Raw genomic sequence first — 14441 nt, forward strand, 5'->3', positions numbered from 1 at the left:
CAGTGTGGCGCCGGGCTGGCCGTTTCTGGGTGGCCGGAGCCGGGCGGCGGGAGAGCCCGCCGCCCGGGCCTTCAGTGCTGGAGGATCTTGGCGAGGAACTGCTGGGCGCGCTCGGAGCGGGCGTTGACGTCGCCGAAGAACGCCTCCTTGGCGCAGTCCTCGACGATCTGCCCGCGGTCCATGAAGATCACCCGGTTGGCCACCTTGCGCGCGAAGCCCATCTCGTGGGTCACGCACATCATGGTCATGCCTTCCTGGGCGAGCTGGACCATCACGTCGAGCACCTCGTTGACCATCTCCGGGTCGAGCGCCGAGGTCGGTTCGTCGAACAGCATCACCACCGGGTCCATGGCCAGCGCGCGGGCGATCGCCACGCGCTGCTGCTGGCCGCCGGACAGCTGGCCGGGGAACTTGTGCGCGTGGGCCTTGAGGCCGACCCGGTCGAGCAGCTTGAGGCCCTTCTCGGTGGCTTCCTCCTTGCCGCGGCCGAGCACCTTGATCTGCGCGAGGGTCAGGTTCTCGGTGATCGACAGGTGCGGGAACAGCTCGAAGTGCTGGAACACCATGCCGACCCGCGAGCGCAGTTTCGACAGGTCGGTCTTCGGATCGGCGATCGAGGTGCCGTCGACCACGATGTCGCCTTTCTGGAACGGCTCCAGCGCGTTGACGCACTTGATCAGGGTCGACTTGCCCGAGCCGGACGGCCCGCACACCACCACCACTTCGCCCTTGTTCACCTGGGTGGTGCAGTCGGTCAGAACCTGGAAGTCCCCGTACCACTTGCTGACGTTCTTGATCGAGATCATACGGCTAACCTTTTCTGCAGACGCTTGACCAGCTGCGAGGCGGCGAAGCTGATGATGAAGTACACCAGACCGGCGAAGATGAGGAACTCGTGGGGCTGGCCGATGATGTCGCCGCGCGAGCGGGCGGCGTTGAGGAAGTCCATCAGGCCGACCGTGTAGACCAGCGAGGTGTCCTGGAACAGGATGATGCTCTGCTGCAGCAGCAGCGGAGTCATCTTGCGGAACGCCTGGGGCAGGATGATCAGGCGCATGGTCTGCGCGTAGTTCATCCCCAGCGCCTGGGCGGCGCTCATCTGGCCCTTGGGCACCGCCTGGATGCCGGCGCGGACGATCTCGCTGAAGTACGCGGCCTCGAACATCACGAAGGCCACCAGGCACGAGCTGAAGGCGCCCACCGGGGTGTCCTCGCCGGTGATCCAGCGCAGCACGAAGGGCACCGCGAAGTAGAACCAGGTGATCACCAGCAGCAGCGGGATGGAGCGGAAGTAGTTGACGTAGGCGGTGGCCAGGCCGGACAGCAGCTTGTTGTGCGCCAGGCGCATCATCGCCAGCAGGGTGCCCAGCACCACGCCGCCGATGACGCCCAGCACCAGCAGCTGCAGGGTCAGCTGCATGCCGTCCCAGAGTCCCGGCAGGGCCGCGGGAATTGCGCTGAAGTCCATCATTTACCTCCTGCGGCGAGCTGGCCCGGTACCGCGATCTTCTTCTCGACGTAGCGCATGAACAGCATCAGGCTCATGTTCAGGGTGAAGTAGATCAGCGTGGCCAGGGTGAAGGCCTCGAACAGGTTGGCCGAGAACTCGGCGGTTTGCTTGGTCTGCGCCAGCAGCTCCATCAGGCCGATCAGGGACGCCACCGCGGAGTTCTTGAAGATGTTGAGAAACTCCGAGGTCAGCGGCGGGATGATGATGCGGAAGGCCTGCGGCAGCAGGACGAAGCGGTAGATCTGCGCCAGGGTGAAGCCCAGCGCGCAGCCGGCGGCGGCCTGGCCCTTGGGCAGCGCCTGGATGCCGGTGCGCACCTGCTCGCAGACCCGCGCGGCGGTGAACAGGCCGAGGCAGACGATCACGCTCAGGTAGGCCGAGGTGGCCGGGCTGAGGTCCTGCTTGAACCAGGTTTCCAGCGGCGTGGGCAGCAGGTCGGGCACCAGGAAGTACCAGAGAAACAGCTGCACCAGCAGCGGCACGTTGCGGAACGTTTCCACGTAGACGGTGGCGAGGCCGGACAACCAGCGGTTCGGTACGGTACGCAGCACGCCGAGCAGCGAGCCGAGCAGTAGGGCGATGATCCAGGCCACCAGGGCGACCGCGAGGGTCCAGCCGAAACCGGTGATGAACCAGTCCAGGTAGATCTCGTCGCCGATGCCGGTGGACTTGAGGAACACGCCCCAGTCCCAGTTGTAATCCATGCGGGGGTACCCCTTCTATTGATGGCGCAAGGCAGACTGTGCTGCGGGGCGCGCACGCCCCGCGGACAGTCACGGCTTTACAGCTGCTCGGCCGATTTGTCGGTCGGTTCGGCGATCAGCTTCTTGAACTGCTCGCTCATCGGGAAGTTCAGGTTGAGGTTCTTCGGCGGCACCGGCTGGAGGAACCACTTGTCGTAGATCGCGTTGATCTCGCCGGACTTGAAGGTGGCGGCGATAGCGTCGTCGACCACCTGCTTGAAGGCCGGGTCGCCCTTGCGCAGCATGCAGCCGTAGATCTCGTAGGACTGCGGGGTGCCGACCACCGTCCACTCGTCCGGCTTGCGCGCCTTGGCCATTTCGCCGTAGAGCAGCACGTCATCCATCATGAAGGCCACTGCGCGGCCGGATTCGAGCATCAGGAAGGATTCGCCGTGGTCCTTGGCCGAGATGATGTTCATGCCCATCTGCTTGTCGGCGTTCATCGCCTTGAGCAGGCGCTCGGAGGTGGTGCCGGCGGTGGTCACCACGTTCTTGCCCTTGAGGTCGGCGAAGTCGGCGATGCCGGAGGTCTTCTTGGTCAGCAGGCGGGTGCCGACCTCGAAGATACCCACCGAGAAATCCACCTGCTTCTGCCGCTCGAGGTTGTTGGTGGTCGAGCCGCACTCGAGGTCGACGGTGCCGTTCTGCACCAGCGGAATGCGGGTCTGCGAGGTGACCAGGTTGTAGCGCACCTTGAGTTCCGGCACGCCGAGCTTCTGCTTGAGTGCCTCGACCACCTTCATCTGCAGGTCGTGGGCGTAGCCGATCGGCTGGCGCGGATCGGTGCCCAGGTAGGAGAAAGGAATCGAGGAATCGCGGTGGCCGAGGGTGACGGTGCCGGACTCCTTGATCTTCTTCAGCGTGCCGCTGAGTTCTTCGGCAAAGGCCGGGGCGGACAGCAGGGCGATGGCGATGGCACTGCTCAGCAAACGGGGGGCGATACGCATGAGTGTTTCCTCGACTTGTTGTTGGGCGCGTAAACAGCGATACCGTCCGCTCCGTCGAGGAACGGCTGCCTGACGTGCGGGCACCAGGCTCGAGTGGCAGGCGTATCGCGCTTATGGCAAGTCTAGGTGCAGGATGCGGGCCAGCTTTTCGATGGCCTGGTTATATTCATAACCTATTGAAAATAAAGGATTTTAATTTTCAGGCGAAGGCTGTCCACGGGCTCTGCGTCCGGCTGGCCGGATGCCGGGCGCAGTTGCGTTCGGAAAACCGGACGTCCGTGCGGGGTCGCGGCCGGGCGGGCCTGGCCGGGCTGCGGTCGCCCGGTGCTGGGCGGCTTCGGGGTGTTTGGCGTATAACGTGCAGCTAGTTTGTGCCGACCACGCCTGCCGAGGTGTCGGCACGCCTGTTTTCCCCCGTTTCATGGCAAGGACCTGCAGTAGAACCGATGAAGATACCCAAACGTCTTGAGCCGCTGGCCGAGGATGGCCTGATCGACGAGGTGCTGCGTCCGCTGATGAGCGGCAAGGAAGCAGCCGTGTACGTGGTGCGCTGCGGTAGCGAACTGCGCTGCGCCAAGGTCTACAAGGAGGCCAACAAGCGCGGCTTCCGCCAGGCCGCCGAATACCAGGAGGGCCGCAAGGTCCGCAACAGCCGCGATGCGCGGGCCATGGCCAAGGGCAGCAAGCACGGCCGCAAGGAGCAAGAGGAAGCCTGGCAGAACGCCGAGGTGGCCGCGCTCTACCGCCTGGCCAGTGCCGGCGTGCGCGTGCCCAAGCCCTACGACTTTCTCGACGGCGTGCTGCTGATGGAGATGGTCGCCGGTGCCGACGGCGATGCGGCGCCACGCCTCAACGATGTCGACCTGACCCCCGAGCAGGCGCGTGAATACCATGCCTTCATGATCCGCCAGGTCGTGTTGATGCTCTGTGCCGGCCTGGTGCATGGCGACCTCTCGGAGTTCAACGTGCTACTCGGCCCGGACGGCCCGGTGGTGATCGACCTGCCGCAGGCCGTGGATGCCGCCGGCAACAACCATGCGTTCAAGATGCTCGAGCGCGACGTAGCCAACATGAACGCCTATTTCGGCCACTTCGCGCCCGAGTTGCTGACGCGCAAGCATGCCAAGGAAATGTGGGCGTTGTTCGAGGCCGGCAAGCTGACGGCGGAGAGCGAGCTGACCGGCGAGTTCGAGGAGCCCGAAGAAGAGGCGGATGTCGACGCAGTGATGCGCGAGATCAACGCGGCACTGGCCGACGAAGAGCGCCGCAAGGCGGCCCTGGCGGCTGAAGATGCGCCGCCGCAGCGCGAGGAACCGCCGCCGCCGTGGTTGGGCTAGTCAGCGGGCCATGAGCCGGGGAGGGGCGTCGCTCAGGCGGCCGCCTTTTCCTGGCCCGCAAAGGAAGAAGCCTCCCGGTCGGTGAACCGGAAGGCTTCGCGCTGGTAGCTGCCCTTGCCCTTGGCGGGACGTTCCTGGCGGCAGCGGAACAGCGGTTGGGCAGCCAGGGATTTGGCCTTGTTCGGGCCGGGTTTGCGTGGTTTGGCCATGACCTTTCCTCATGCGGACCTGCCAGCGTGCAGGCGCGCGCATCATCGGTCGCTGTACAGAAAATGTCCAGCGGCGCTGTGCAGAAAACGAGCCGAATTACTCGCTGGGCAGATTGAGGCGCACGCCGGCGATCTGCAGGGCCAATTGCGCCAGCCCGCTCCAGGCATTGCCGGGCGCCTGACCCTTGATCTGCGCGTCGATCAGCTGGGCATCGCGCAGCAGCTGGTTCCAGCGGCTGGCCGGAAGACGCTGCACGGCGCGGCCGACCAGGGCCTGGCGCTTGCCGAAGATCGGTGGCTTGGCCTGGGCGATCAGCCGCTCCAGCGGTTGGCCCTGGCCGTGCTGCTGGGCGAGGGTGGCGAGCAGGCGCAGTTCGCGCGCCAGACCCCAGAGGATCACCGGCGCTTCCACCCCCTCGCCGCGCAGGCCCTCGAGCATGCGCAGGGCGTGCGCCGCGTCGCCGGCCAGTGCCGCGTCGAGCAGGCCGAACAGGTCGAAGCGCGCGCTGTCGGCCACGCTGGCCTGCACCGTCTGCACGTCGAGCTGGTTGCCGTCGACCAGCAGGCGCAGCTTGTCGATTTCCTGCACCGCCGCCAGCAGGTTGCCCTCGATGCGCGCCACCAGCAGGTCGACCGCCTCGGCGCTGGCGGCCAGGCCGACCTGGGCCAGGCGCTGGCGGATCCACTGTGGCAGCTGCGCGGCGTCCACCGGCCAGATCTGCACGAACTGGCAGTGGTCGCCGTCGATCAGCGCCTTGGCCCACTTGCTCTTCTGCGTCTTGCCGTCGAGCCGCGGCAGGCTGAGCAGCAGCACGGTGTCCTCGGCCGGACGCGCCAGGTAGTCGAGCAGCGCGCGGGTGCCGTCGTCGCCCGGCTTGCCGCCGGGGATGCGCAGTTCCAGCAGGCGCTTGTCGGCGAACAGCGACAGGCTGGCGCCGGCTTCGCGCAGCAGGTTCCAGTCGAAATTGGCGTCGACGTGGAACACCTGGCGTTCGCTGAATTCGCGGGCGCGGCAGGCGGCGCGGATGGCGTCGCAGGCTTCCTGGCACAGCAGCGGGTCGTCGCCGCTGACCACGTAGACCGGGGCGAGCGGACCCTGCAGGTGCTTGGCCAGTTGGGCGGGATTGAGTTTCATCGGCAGAAGCAAACGGGGCCCTGCGGCCCCGTCTGGCGGATCAGCGCTGCAGCAGCGGCAGAGCCGGTGCCGGCGCGCTCTGGCGGGCGGCTGCGCTGGCCTTGGCTTCGGCCTCGGCGCGCGCCTGGGCCTTTTCCTGCAGCTCGCCGAGGCGCGCCGGAGTCAGCTGCTGCAGGCGCATGAGCAGCTGCTGCACCAGTTCGCGGCGCATCTCGGTGCGCAACTGCTGGGACTCCTGGTCGGAGCCGATCAGGTTGTTGGAGTCGTGTACGTAGACCCGCTGCACTTCCAGTTTGTCGTCGAGCAGGGACAGGTTGCCGCTGCGGATCTGGTAGTCGAGGCTGGTGGTCAGCTGGTACTCGGCGCTGCGCGCCGAGCTGGTGTAGCTGGCGGTGCGCTGCTGCTCGCCCTCGTGGGTCAGCACCAACTCGTAGGGCGCGCCGTCGTGCACGCGCACGCCGCTAGCCTCCAGCAGGCGGCGCACGTCCTTGACGGTCTGGCCGTAGGCGTTGCGGGCGCTGAGGTCGAGCTCCTTCAGGGCGAAATCGTTGCTGCCGACGCCGCGCAGCTGAAAGCCGCAGGCGACGAGCGTCGTGGTCAGCATCACCAGCAGCAGGCCGGTCAGGCTCCGTTTCATCAGTCTTCCCTCTTGTGCAGCGCCGCCCGCGATGGGCGGGCGGCGGATTGGATGGCTTGCGTCGCGTGGCGACACTCAGTTGGCAACGATGTTGACCAGCTTGCCGGGGACCACGATCACCTTGCGGATGGTGGTGCCCTCGGTGAAGCGCAGCACGTTCTCGTTGGCGCGGGCGGCGGCTTCCACTTCCTCGCGGGAGGCGGTGGCGGCGACCTGGATCTCACCGCGCAGCTTGCCGTTGACCTGCACCACCAGGGTCAGGCTGTCCTGCACCAGGGCGGCGTCGTCGACCTGCGGCCAGGTGGCGTCGATGATCGCCTCGGCATGGCCCAGCTGCTGCCACAGCGCGTGGCTGATGTGCGGGGTGATCGGCGCCAGCAGCAGGGCCACGGCTTCGAGGCCTTCCTGCAGCAGGGCGCGGTCCTGGGCGCTTTCGTTCGGTGCCTTTTCCAGCACGTTCATCAGGGTCATCACCTGGGCGATGGCGGTGTTGAACTTGTGGTGTTGGCCGATATCCTGGCTGGCCTGGCGGATGGCCAGGTGGATGGCGCGGCGCACGTCCTTCTGGGCATCGCTCAGCGCGGTCTTGTCCAGCGCGCCCGGCAGGCCGGCGCTGACGTGGGCGTGGGCCAGACGCCAGACGCGGCGCAGGAAGCGGCTGGCGCCCTCGACGCCGGAGTCCGACCATTCCAGGCTCATGTCCGGCGGCGAGGCGAACATCATGAACAGGCGGCAGGTGTCTGCGCCGTACTGCTCGATCATGGTCTGCGGGTCGACGCCGTTGTTCTTCGACTTGGACATCTTCTCGATGCCGCCGATTTCCACCGGCAGGCCGTCGCTCTTCAGCTTGGCGGACAGCGGCTTGCCCTTGGCGTCCAGCTCCAGCTCGACGTCGGCCGGGTTGAACCACAGCTTGGCGCCGTTATCCTGCAGGCGGTAGTAGGTCTCGGCGATCACCATGCCCTGGGTCAGCAGGTTGGTGAACGGCTCGTCGCTGTCGACCAGGCCCTCGTCGCGCATCAGCTTGTGGAAGAAGCGCGCGTACAGCAGGTGCAGGATGGCGTGCTCGATGCCGCCGATGTACTGGTCGACCGGCAGCCAGTGGTTGGCCGCGGCCTTGTCGACCATGCCGCCCTCGAACTTGGGCGAGGCGTAGCGCGCGTAGTACCAGGACGACTCGACGAAGGTGTCCATGGTGTCGGTTTCGCGGCGGGCCGCGCCGCCGCATTTCGGGCAGCTGCATTCGTAGAATTCGGGCATGCGCGCCAGCGGGCTGCCGGCGCCGTCCGGCACCACGTCCTCGGGCAGCACCACCGGCAGCTGGTCTTCCGGCACCGGCACGTCGCCGCAGCTGGCGCAGTGGATGATCGGGATCGGACAGCCCCAGTAGCGCTGGCGGCTGATGCCCCAGTCGCGCAGGCGGAACTGGGTGCGCGCCTGGCCGAGGCCTTTCTGCTGCAGCGCCACTTCGAGGGCGTCGAAGGCGCCCTGGAAGTCGAGGCCGTCGAACTCGGCGGAGTTGATCAGCTGGCCGTGCTCGCCATAGGCGTCCTGCCACGGCGCTGGGGTCTGGTCGCCGGCGCTGGTGCGGATCACGGTCTTGATCGGCAGGGCGTACTTGTGGGCGAACTCGAAGTCGCGCTCGTCGTGCGCCGGCACGGCCATCACCGCGCCTTCGCCGTAGTTCATCAGCACGTAGTTGGCGACCCACACCGGCAGCTTCTCGCCGGTCAGCGGGTGCTGCACGAACAGGCCGGTGGCCAGGCCCTTCTTCTCCTGGGTGGCGATGTCCGCCTCGGCCACGCCACCGCGCTTGCACTCGTCGACGAAGGCTTGCAGTTCGGCGGCCTGGTCGGCCGGCAGCTGGCTCAGGGCGATGCTGGCCAGCGGGTGTTCGGCGGCCACCGCCACGTAGGTGGCGCCCATCAGGGTATCCGGACGGGTGGTGAACACCTTCAGCTCGCCCTCGCTGCCGATGCTGGCGGCGTCGTAGGGGAAGCTCACTTCCATACCGCGCGACTTGCCGATCCAGTTGCGCTGCATGGTCTTGACCTGCTCGGGCCAGCCATCCAGATTGTCGAGGGACTGCAGCAGCTCATCCGCGTAGGCGGTGATCTTGAAGTAGTACATCGGGATCTCGCGCTTCTCGACCAGCGCGCCGGAGCGCCAGCCGCGGCCGTCGATCACCTGCTCGTTGGCCAGCACGGTCTGGTCCACCGGGTCCCAGTTGACGGTGCCGTTCTTGCGGTAGATCACGCCCTTCTCGAACAGGCGGGTGAACAGCCACTGCTCCCAGCGGTAGTAGTCCGGCTTGCAGGTGGTGACTTCGCGCGACCAGTCGATGGCCAGGCCCAGGCTTTTCAGCTGGGTCTTCATGTAGTCGATGTTGGCGTAGGTCCAGGCGGCGGGGGCGACCTGGTTCTGCATGGCGGCGTTTTCCGCCGGCATGCCGAAGGCGTCCCAGCCCATCGGCTGCAGCACGTTCTTGCCCTGCATGCGCTGGTAGCGCGCGATCACGTCGCCGATGGTGTAGTTGCGCACGTGGCCCATGTGCAGCTTGCCGCTCGGGTAGGGGAACATCGACAGGCAGTAGAAGGTGTCCTTGCCTGGCTGTTCACTTACTTCAAAGGACTGGTGCGCGTCCCAGTGGGAGTGCGCGGCGGCTTCGATTTCGCGGGGCTGATACTGTTCGTGCATGGCTCTGCCGGACTGGAAAAAGGGAGTTGACCAAAGAGGCTAAGCATACATGACCCCCGCGGATCAGGGGAAACCCTGATCGCCGCAGACGGCGTGGGGCGGCCACTCGCCGCGGGGCTCGGGCTCGCCGGTGGCGATCGTGCGGCTGTGGCTGGCGGGCGGCAACCACGGACGCCCGGCGAGGCCGGCGCACGGGCATCCGCTATATGATGCCGGCCGACATCGACAACGGCCGCCGCCATGGGCGGGCAAGGGAGATCGGCATGCCGCTGCGTTACCTGTTCAAGCAATTGCTGCTGCCGCCGGGCGGCCTGTTCCTGCTCCTGCTGCTGGCCTGGTGGTGGCGGGCACGGCGTCCGCGCCTGGCGCTGGCCTGTGGCGTGCTCGGCCTGGGCGGGCTGTGGCTGTCGAGCCTGCCGGTGGCGGTCGAGTGGGGCGGGCGGCTGCTCGAGCGCGAGCCGGCGCTGGCCACGGCCGAGTGGCCGGCCCTGGCGCAGCGCGCCGAGGCCATCGTGGTGCTCGGCGGCGGGCGCGAGCGCGGCGATCCGGGCTGGGGCGGCGACCAGCCGAGCCTGTCGGCCATGGAGCGGGCGCGCTTCGCTGCGCGCCTGCACAAGGCCAGCGGACTGCCGCTGCTGGTCAGCGGCGGCCTGCACTACGGCGCGCCTCCCAGCGAGGCCGAGCTGCTGGCCGCGGTGTTGCAGGAGGACTTCGGCGTGGCGGTGCGCTGGCAGGAAGGCGCGAGCCGCACCACCTGGGAAAACGCCACCCTCAGCGCGCCGCTGCTGCGCGCCGCCGGCGTGCGGCGCATCGTGCTGGTGACCCAGGCTCCACACATGCCGCGGGCGCGCTGGTGCTTCGAGCGGCTGGGCTTCGCGGTGGTCGCGGCGCCGATGGGCTTTCTCGGCGTGGCCAACGCCCGCCCGTGGGGCGGCTGGCTGCCGGAGGCCGCCGCGGTGTGGCAGAGCGGCCAGCTGCTCAACGAGGCGGCGGGGCTGCTGGCCTATCCGCTGGTCTATCGCTGAGCCCCGCCCCCGGCGCCGGGGCGAGGCGGTTTGGGATCAGCCCAGCGCGGCGAACAGCCGGCGCTCGCGGCGGCCGGCGAGCAGCGGCCAGCCGAGCAGCAGGGCGCACAGGCCGGTCAGCGGCCAGGCGCGCCACTGCAGATAGGGCGTCAGGCCCTGCATCGGCACCACCTCGCCACGCAGCACGGCGCGCTGGAACTGCGGCACATGGGCGTCGATGCGCCCCAACGGGTCGATCAGCGCGGTGACGCCGTTGTTGGTGGCGCGGATCATCCAGCGCCCGGCCTCCAGGGCGCGCATCTGCGCCATCTGCAGGTGCTGCAGCGGACCGATCGAGGTGCCGAACCAGGCGTCGTTGCTCACCGTCAGCAGCAGCTCGCTGCGTGCGGCGAGGCCGGCGGCGAACTCCGGGTAGACCACCTCGTAGCAGATGTAGGGGGCGATGCGGTAGCCGCGCGCCTGCAGCATGGGCTGGTCGGCCGGGCCGCGGGCGAAGTCGGACATCGGCAGGTCGAAGAAGGCGATCAGCCCGCGCAGCAGATCCTGCAGCGGCACGTACTCGCCGAACGGCACCAGCTTCTGCTTGAGGTAGGTGCCTTCGCCCCGGCCGATCACCTGCACCGCGTTGTAGTAGCGCGGCCGGCCCTCGCCGTCGGCCTGGCGCAGCGGCACGCCGGTGATCAGCGCGGCGTTGCGCTCGCTGGCGAAGCGGCTCATCACGCTGAGGTAGCCCTCGGCATATTCCTTGAGCACCGGCACCGCGGTTTCCGGCCAGACGTACAGGTCGGCCGGTGCCTCGGCAAAGGTCAGGTCGCGGTACAGGGCCAGCTGGGCATTGAGCTGCTCGGGGTCCCACTTCATGCTCTGCTCGACATTGCCCTGCATGGCGGCGACCTTGAGCGGCGCGCCGGCCGGCTGGGTCCAGGCGTGGTCCCGGAGCAGCAGGCCGCCGCCCCAGGTGGCGGCGAGCAGCAGCAGGGCCGTCAGCGCCGACGGCCAGCGCGGCAGCAGCGCCGGCAGGTTGGCCATCAGCGCCGCAGTCAGCGCCATGCCGAACGACAGCAGCCAGACGCCGCCGAGCGGCGCCAGCCCGGCCAGCGGTCCGGCGAGCTGGCTGTAACCGATGTACAGCCAGGGGAAGCCGGTGAACAGCCAGCCCCGCAGGGCTTCCTGGGCCAGCCACAGGGCGGCGAAGGCCAGCGCATCGGCCAGCGGCGCGCGTTCGCGGCGCAGCCATTTGACCCAGGCCCAGGCCGGCAGTGCAAAGAACAGCGCCAGCCCGGCGCTGAACAGCAGGGTCAGCAGCCCGGCCAGCGCCGGCGAGGCGGCGCCGTAGTCGTGGATGCTGACATAGACCCAGCTGGTACCGGCGGCGAAGACGCCGAAGCCGTAGCACCAGCCGCGCGCCAGGGCGGCCCGCGGCCCCAGTCCGCGCAGACCGAGGTAGAACAGGGCCAGCGACAGCAGGCCCAGCGGCCACAGGTCGACGGGCGCCAGGGCCAGCGGCGTGAGGGCGCCGGCCGCCAGCGCAAGCAGGTGACCCGGCCAGCCGGGGCGGGTGATCCAGCGCATGGGAATTCCTTGGCAGAGAGAGGCGGGGGCAGCTTAATGGAGCCGCGGGCGCCCGGCTAGCACGGGCGTGGGGAAGGCGAGGCGATACCGGCATCCCCAGGCAGGAACCTGGGGATGCTCGGCGCGCAGGGTGGGAAGCGGCCACAGGCCTTGCCCACCGCATGACGCAGCGTTCCCGTGGAAAATCGCTGCGCGAGTTTTCCACGGGGTGGCCATCCAGCCTACGCTGCGCGCGCCAGCCTCAGCGCACCAGCGGCGTCACCCGCAGCAGGTGGATGCGCCGGCTGTCGGCATTCACCACGCGGAAGCGGAAGCCGCCGATGTCGGTCACTTCGTTGCGCTTGGGCATGTGGCCGAAGGTGCTCATCACCACGCCGCCGATGGTGTCGAAGTCGTCCTCGGCGAAGGTCGTGGCGAAGGATTCGTTGAAGTCCTCCACCGGGGTCAGCGCCTTGACGATGAAGTCGCCGCTGGGCAGCGCCTTGATGTAGCTGTCCTCCTCGACGTCGTGCTCGTCCTCGATGTCGCCGACGATCTGCTCCAGCACGTCCTCGATGGTCACCAGGCCGGCCACGCCGCCGTATTCGTCGATGACGATGGCCATGTGGTTGCGATTGGCGCGGAACTCGCGCAGCAGCACGTTGAGGCGCTTGGACTCGGGGACGAAGGTGGCCGGGCGCATCAGCTTGTGCAGGTCGAAGGCCTGTTCGCTGCCGTGCAGCAGCAGCGGCAACAGGTCCTTGGCCAGCAGGATGCCGACGACTTCATCGAGGTTCTCGCCGATCACCGGGTAGCGCGAATGGGCGGCGTCGATCACCGCCGGGAGGAACTCCTGGGGGCTCTGGCAGGCCTTGATGGTGATGATCTGCGAGCGCGGGATCATGATGTCGCGCACCTGCAGATCGGCGACCTGGATGGCGCCCTCGACGATCGCCAGCGCTTCGGTGTCGAGCAGCTTGTTCTCATGGGCTTCGCGCAGGACTTCGAGGAGCTCCTGGCGGCTTTTCGGCTCATGGGAAAACGCCTGGGTGATTCTTTCCAGCCAGGACCTCTGCCCCTGGCTCGATCGGTCTTCGCTCATGTGTCCTTACTCTTCGTCACACGCATAGGGATCGGGATAGCCCAGTTCGGCGAGCAACTGCCGCTCCAGTGCTTCCATTTCCTCGGCTTCGTCGTCGTCGATATGGTCGTAGCCGAGCAGGTGCAGGCAGCCGTGGATGGTCAGGTGCGCCCAGTGGGCGTCCAGGCTCTTGCCCTGCTCCCCGGCCTCGCGGGCGACCACCTGGGCGCAGATCACCAGGTCGCCGAGCAGCGGGATGTCCAGCAGGCCGTCGGGGACTTCGGCCGGGAACGACAGCACGTTGGTGGCGTAGTCCTTGCCGCGCCAGGTGTGGTTCAGCTCGCGGCCTTCGGCTTCGTCGACGATGCGGATGGTCAGCTCAGACGGCGCAGTGCGCTGGCGCAGGGCCAGTTCGCACCAGCGGCGCAGCTGGGCTTCGTCCGGCAGATCGCCGGCCGTGGTGGCCAGCTGCAGATCCAGTTCAATCTGCATGGCGGCCGTCCCTTGCGGTGTCGTTGACCTTGTCGGGCTTGCCTTGCAGGCGATGCTCGTAGCGGTCGTAGGCCTCGACGATGCGTTGCACCAGCGGGTGGCGCACCACGTCCTTGGCCTTGAAGTGGGTGAAGCTGATCCCCGGCACGTCGCGCAGCACCTCGACCACGTGGGCGAGACCCGACTTGGTGCCGCGCGGCAGGTCGACCTGGGTGACGTCGCCGGTGATCACCGCGGTGGAGCCGAAGCCGATGCGGGTGAGGAACATCTTCATCTGCTCGAGGGTGGTGTTCTGGCTTTCGTCGAGGATGATGAAGCTGTTGTTCAGCGTGCGCCCGCGCATGTAGGCCAGCGGGGCGATCTCGATCACCTGCTTCTCGATCAGCTTGGCCACCTGCTCGAAGCCGAGCATCTCGTAGAGGGCGTCGTACAGCGGGCGCAGGTAGGGGTCGATCTTCTGCGCCAGGTCGCCGGGCAGGAAGCCGAGCTTCTCGCCGGCTTCCACCGCCGGGCGCACCAGCAGGATGCGGCGCACCTGCTCGCGCTCCAGGGCGTCCACCGCGCAGGCCACCGCCAGGTAGGTCTTGCCGGTGCCGGCCGGGCCGATGCCGAAGTTGATGTCGTTGTCGAGGATCGCCTTGACGTAGCGCTGCTGGTTGGCGCCGCGCGGGGTGATGTGCACCTTGCGGGTCTTCAGCGTCACCGTCGGCGTATGCCCGGGCAGGGCGATGTCTTCGAGCCCCGACTCCTGCAGGAACAGATGGACCATTTCGGGCGTCAGGTCGGTGCCGGTGTGGGTTTCGCGGTACAGGCGGCGCAGCAGACGCTCGGCAGTCTGGCTGCGCTGGGCGTCGCCGACCAGCTCGAACTGGTTGCCGCGGTTGCGGATCTCTAGGCCCAAGCGCTGCTCGATCAAGCGCAGGTGCTCGTCGAACTGTCCGCAGAGGTTGGCGAAGCGGCGTGCTTCGAAGGGTTCCAGGATAAAGCGATGGTGTTCCAGGGGTGCGTTCAAGGTCTTCTGTTGGCCGCCGTTCGGCTGGGGGAATGGACGAAGAATAACCGCAGGGGCCCGAGGGG

General features: G+C 67.8%; 14 protein-coding genes. 2 read left to right on the forward strand and 12 right to left on the reverse strand.

The features are described 5' to 3' along the window. Nucleotides 1-71: 71 nt before the first annotated feature. The 4 genes from KRX52_RS13930 to KRX52_RS13945 all read right to left on the reverse strand — a co-directional run bounded on the left by KRX52_RS13930 (nucleotide 72) and on the right by KRX52_RS13945 (nucleotide 3200). A complete protein-coding gene (locus KRX52_RS13930; RefSeq protein ID WP_217682317.1) occupies nucleotides 72-806 on the reverse strand; it encodes an amino acid ABC transporter ATP-binding protein in 735 nt (244 codons plus the stop codon). Continuing rightward, entirely contained in the window at nucleotides 803-1471 is a 669-nt protein-coding gene (locus tag KRX52_RS13935; protein ID WP_217682318.1) for an amino acid ABC transporter permease, read from the reverse strand. The genes KRX52_RS13930 and KRX52_RS13935 overlap by 4 nt, the downstream gene beginning before the upstream one ends. Next, nucleotides 1468-2214, reverse strand: coding sequence for an amino acid ABC transporter permease (locus tag KRX52_RS13940; RefSeq protein ID WP_217682319.1), 747 nt, complete (start codon nucleotides 2212-2214; stop codon nucleotides 1468-1470). The genes KRX52_RS13935 and KRX52_RS13940 overlap by 4 nt, the downstream gene beginning before the upstream one ends. Nucleotides 2215-2291: 77 nt before the next feature. Beyond that, the gene (locus tag KRX52_RS13945) at nucleotides 2292-3200 is read right to left on the reverse strand and encodes a glutamate/aspartate ABC transporter substrate-binding protein (protein WP_217682320.1); all 909 of its coding nucleotides are present in this window, start codon (nucleotides 3198-3200) and stop codon (nucleotides 2292-2294) included. A gap of 446 nt (nucleotides 3201-3646) precedes the next feature. Between KRX52_RS13945 and KRX52_RS13950 the strand changes: the two genes are divergently transcribed. Next, nucleotides 3647-4537: a PA4780 family RIO1-like protein kinase gene (locus KRX52_RS13950; RefSeq protein ID WP_217682321.1), complete on the forward strand. Its 891-nt coding sequence runs from the start codon at nucleotides 3647-3649 to the stop codon at nucleotides 4535-4537. A gap of 32 nt (nucleotides 4538-4569) precedes the next feature. On the opposite strand, the gene arfA is transcribed toward KRX52_RS13950, so the two are convergent. The 4 genes from arfA to leuS form a co-directional block, all read right to left on the reverse strand. After that, nucleotides 4570-4746, reverse strand: coding sequence for an alternative ribosome rescue factor ArfA (gene arfA, locus KRX52_RS13955; RefSeq protein ID WP_217682322.1), 177 nt, complete (start codon nucleotides 4744-4746; stop codon nucleotides 4570-4572). Between the two features lie 97 nt (nucleotides 4747-4843). Beyond that, a complete protein-coding gene (holA, locus tag KRX52_RS13960) occupies nucleotides 4844-5881 on the reverse strand; it encodes a DNA polymerase III subunit delta (protein WP_217682323.1) in 1038 nt (345 codons plus the stop codon). A 40-nt stretch (nucleotides 5882-5921) separates the two neighbouring features. Further along, nucleotides 5922-6518 (reverse strand): LPS-assembly lipoprotein LptE, encoded by a 597-nt coding sequence (locus KRX52_RS13965; protein ID WP_217682324.1) that lies wholly within the window; start codon nucleotides 6516-6518, stop codon nucleotides 5922-5924. A 75-nt stretch (nucleotides 6519-6593) separates the two neighbouring features. Next, nucleotides 6594-9215, reverse strand: a complete 2622-nt coding sequence (gene leuS / locus KRX52_RS13970) for a leucine--tRNA ligase (RefSeq protein WP_217682325.1) — start codon at nucleotides 9213-9215, stop codon at nucleotides 6594-6596. A 263-nt stretch (nucleotides 9216-9478) separates the two neighbouring features. On the opposite strand from leuS, the gene KRX52_RS13975 reads away from it, so the two are divergent. Further along, entirely contained in the window at nucleotides 9479-10240 is a 762-nt protein-coding gene (locus KRX52_RS13975) for a YdcF family protein (RefSeq protein WP_217682326.1), read from the forward strand. Between the two features lie 36 nt (nucleotides 10241-10276). Here the strand turns inward: KRX52_RS13975 and lnt are convergent, their stop codons facing one another. The 4 genes from lnt to KRX52_RS13995 all read right to left on the reverse strand — a co-directional run bounded on the left by lnt (nucleotide 10277) and on the right by KRX52_RS13995 (nucleotide 14376). Further along, nucleotides 10277-11812 (reverse strand): apolipoprotein N-acyltransferase, encoded by a 1536-nt coding sequence (lnt, locus tag KRX52_RS13980; RefSeq protein WP_217682327.1) that lies wholly within the window; start codon nucleotides 11810-11812, stop codon nucleotides 10277-10279. A gap of 241 nt (nucleotides 11813-12053) precedes the next feature. Beyond that, nucleotides 12054-12893: a CorC family transporter gene (locus KRX52_RS13985; protein WP_217682328.1), complete on the reverse strand. Its 840-nt coding sequence runs from the start codon at nucleotides 12891-12893 to the stop codon at nucleotides 12054-12056. 6 nt (nucleotides 12894-12899) lie between these two features. Next, nucleotides 12900-13364 carry an rRNA maturation RNase YbeY gene (gene ybeY / locus KRX52_RS13990; protein WP_217682329.1) on the reverse strand — a complete coding sequence of 155 codons (465 nt, stop codon included), beginning with the start codon at nucleotides 13362-13364 and terminating at the stop codon, nucleotides 12900-12902. Then, the gene (locus tag KRX52_RS13995) at nucleotides 13354-14376 is read right to left on the reverse strand and encodes a PhoH family protein (RefSeq protein ID WP_217682330.1); all 1023 of its coding nucleotides are present in this window, start codon (nucleotides 14374-14376) and stop codon (nucleotides 13354-13356) included. The genes ybeY and KRX52_RS13995 overlap by 11 nt, the downstream gene beginning before the upstream one ends. Between the last annotated feature and the right edge of the window lie 65 nt (nucleotides 14377-14441).

The organism is Geopseudomonas aromaticivorans (assembly GCF_019097855.1).
GTDB lineage: Bacteria > Pseudomonadota > Gammaproteobacteria > Pseudomonadales > Pseudomonadaceae > Geopseudomonas > Geopseudomonas aromaticivorans.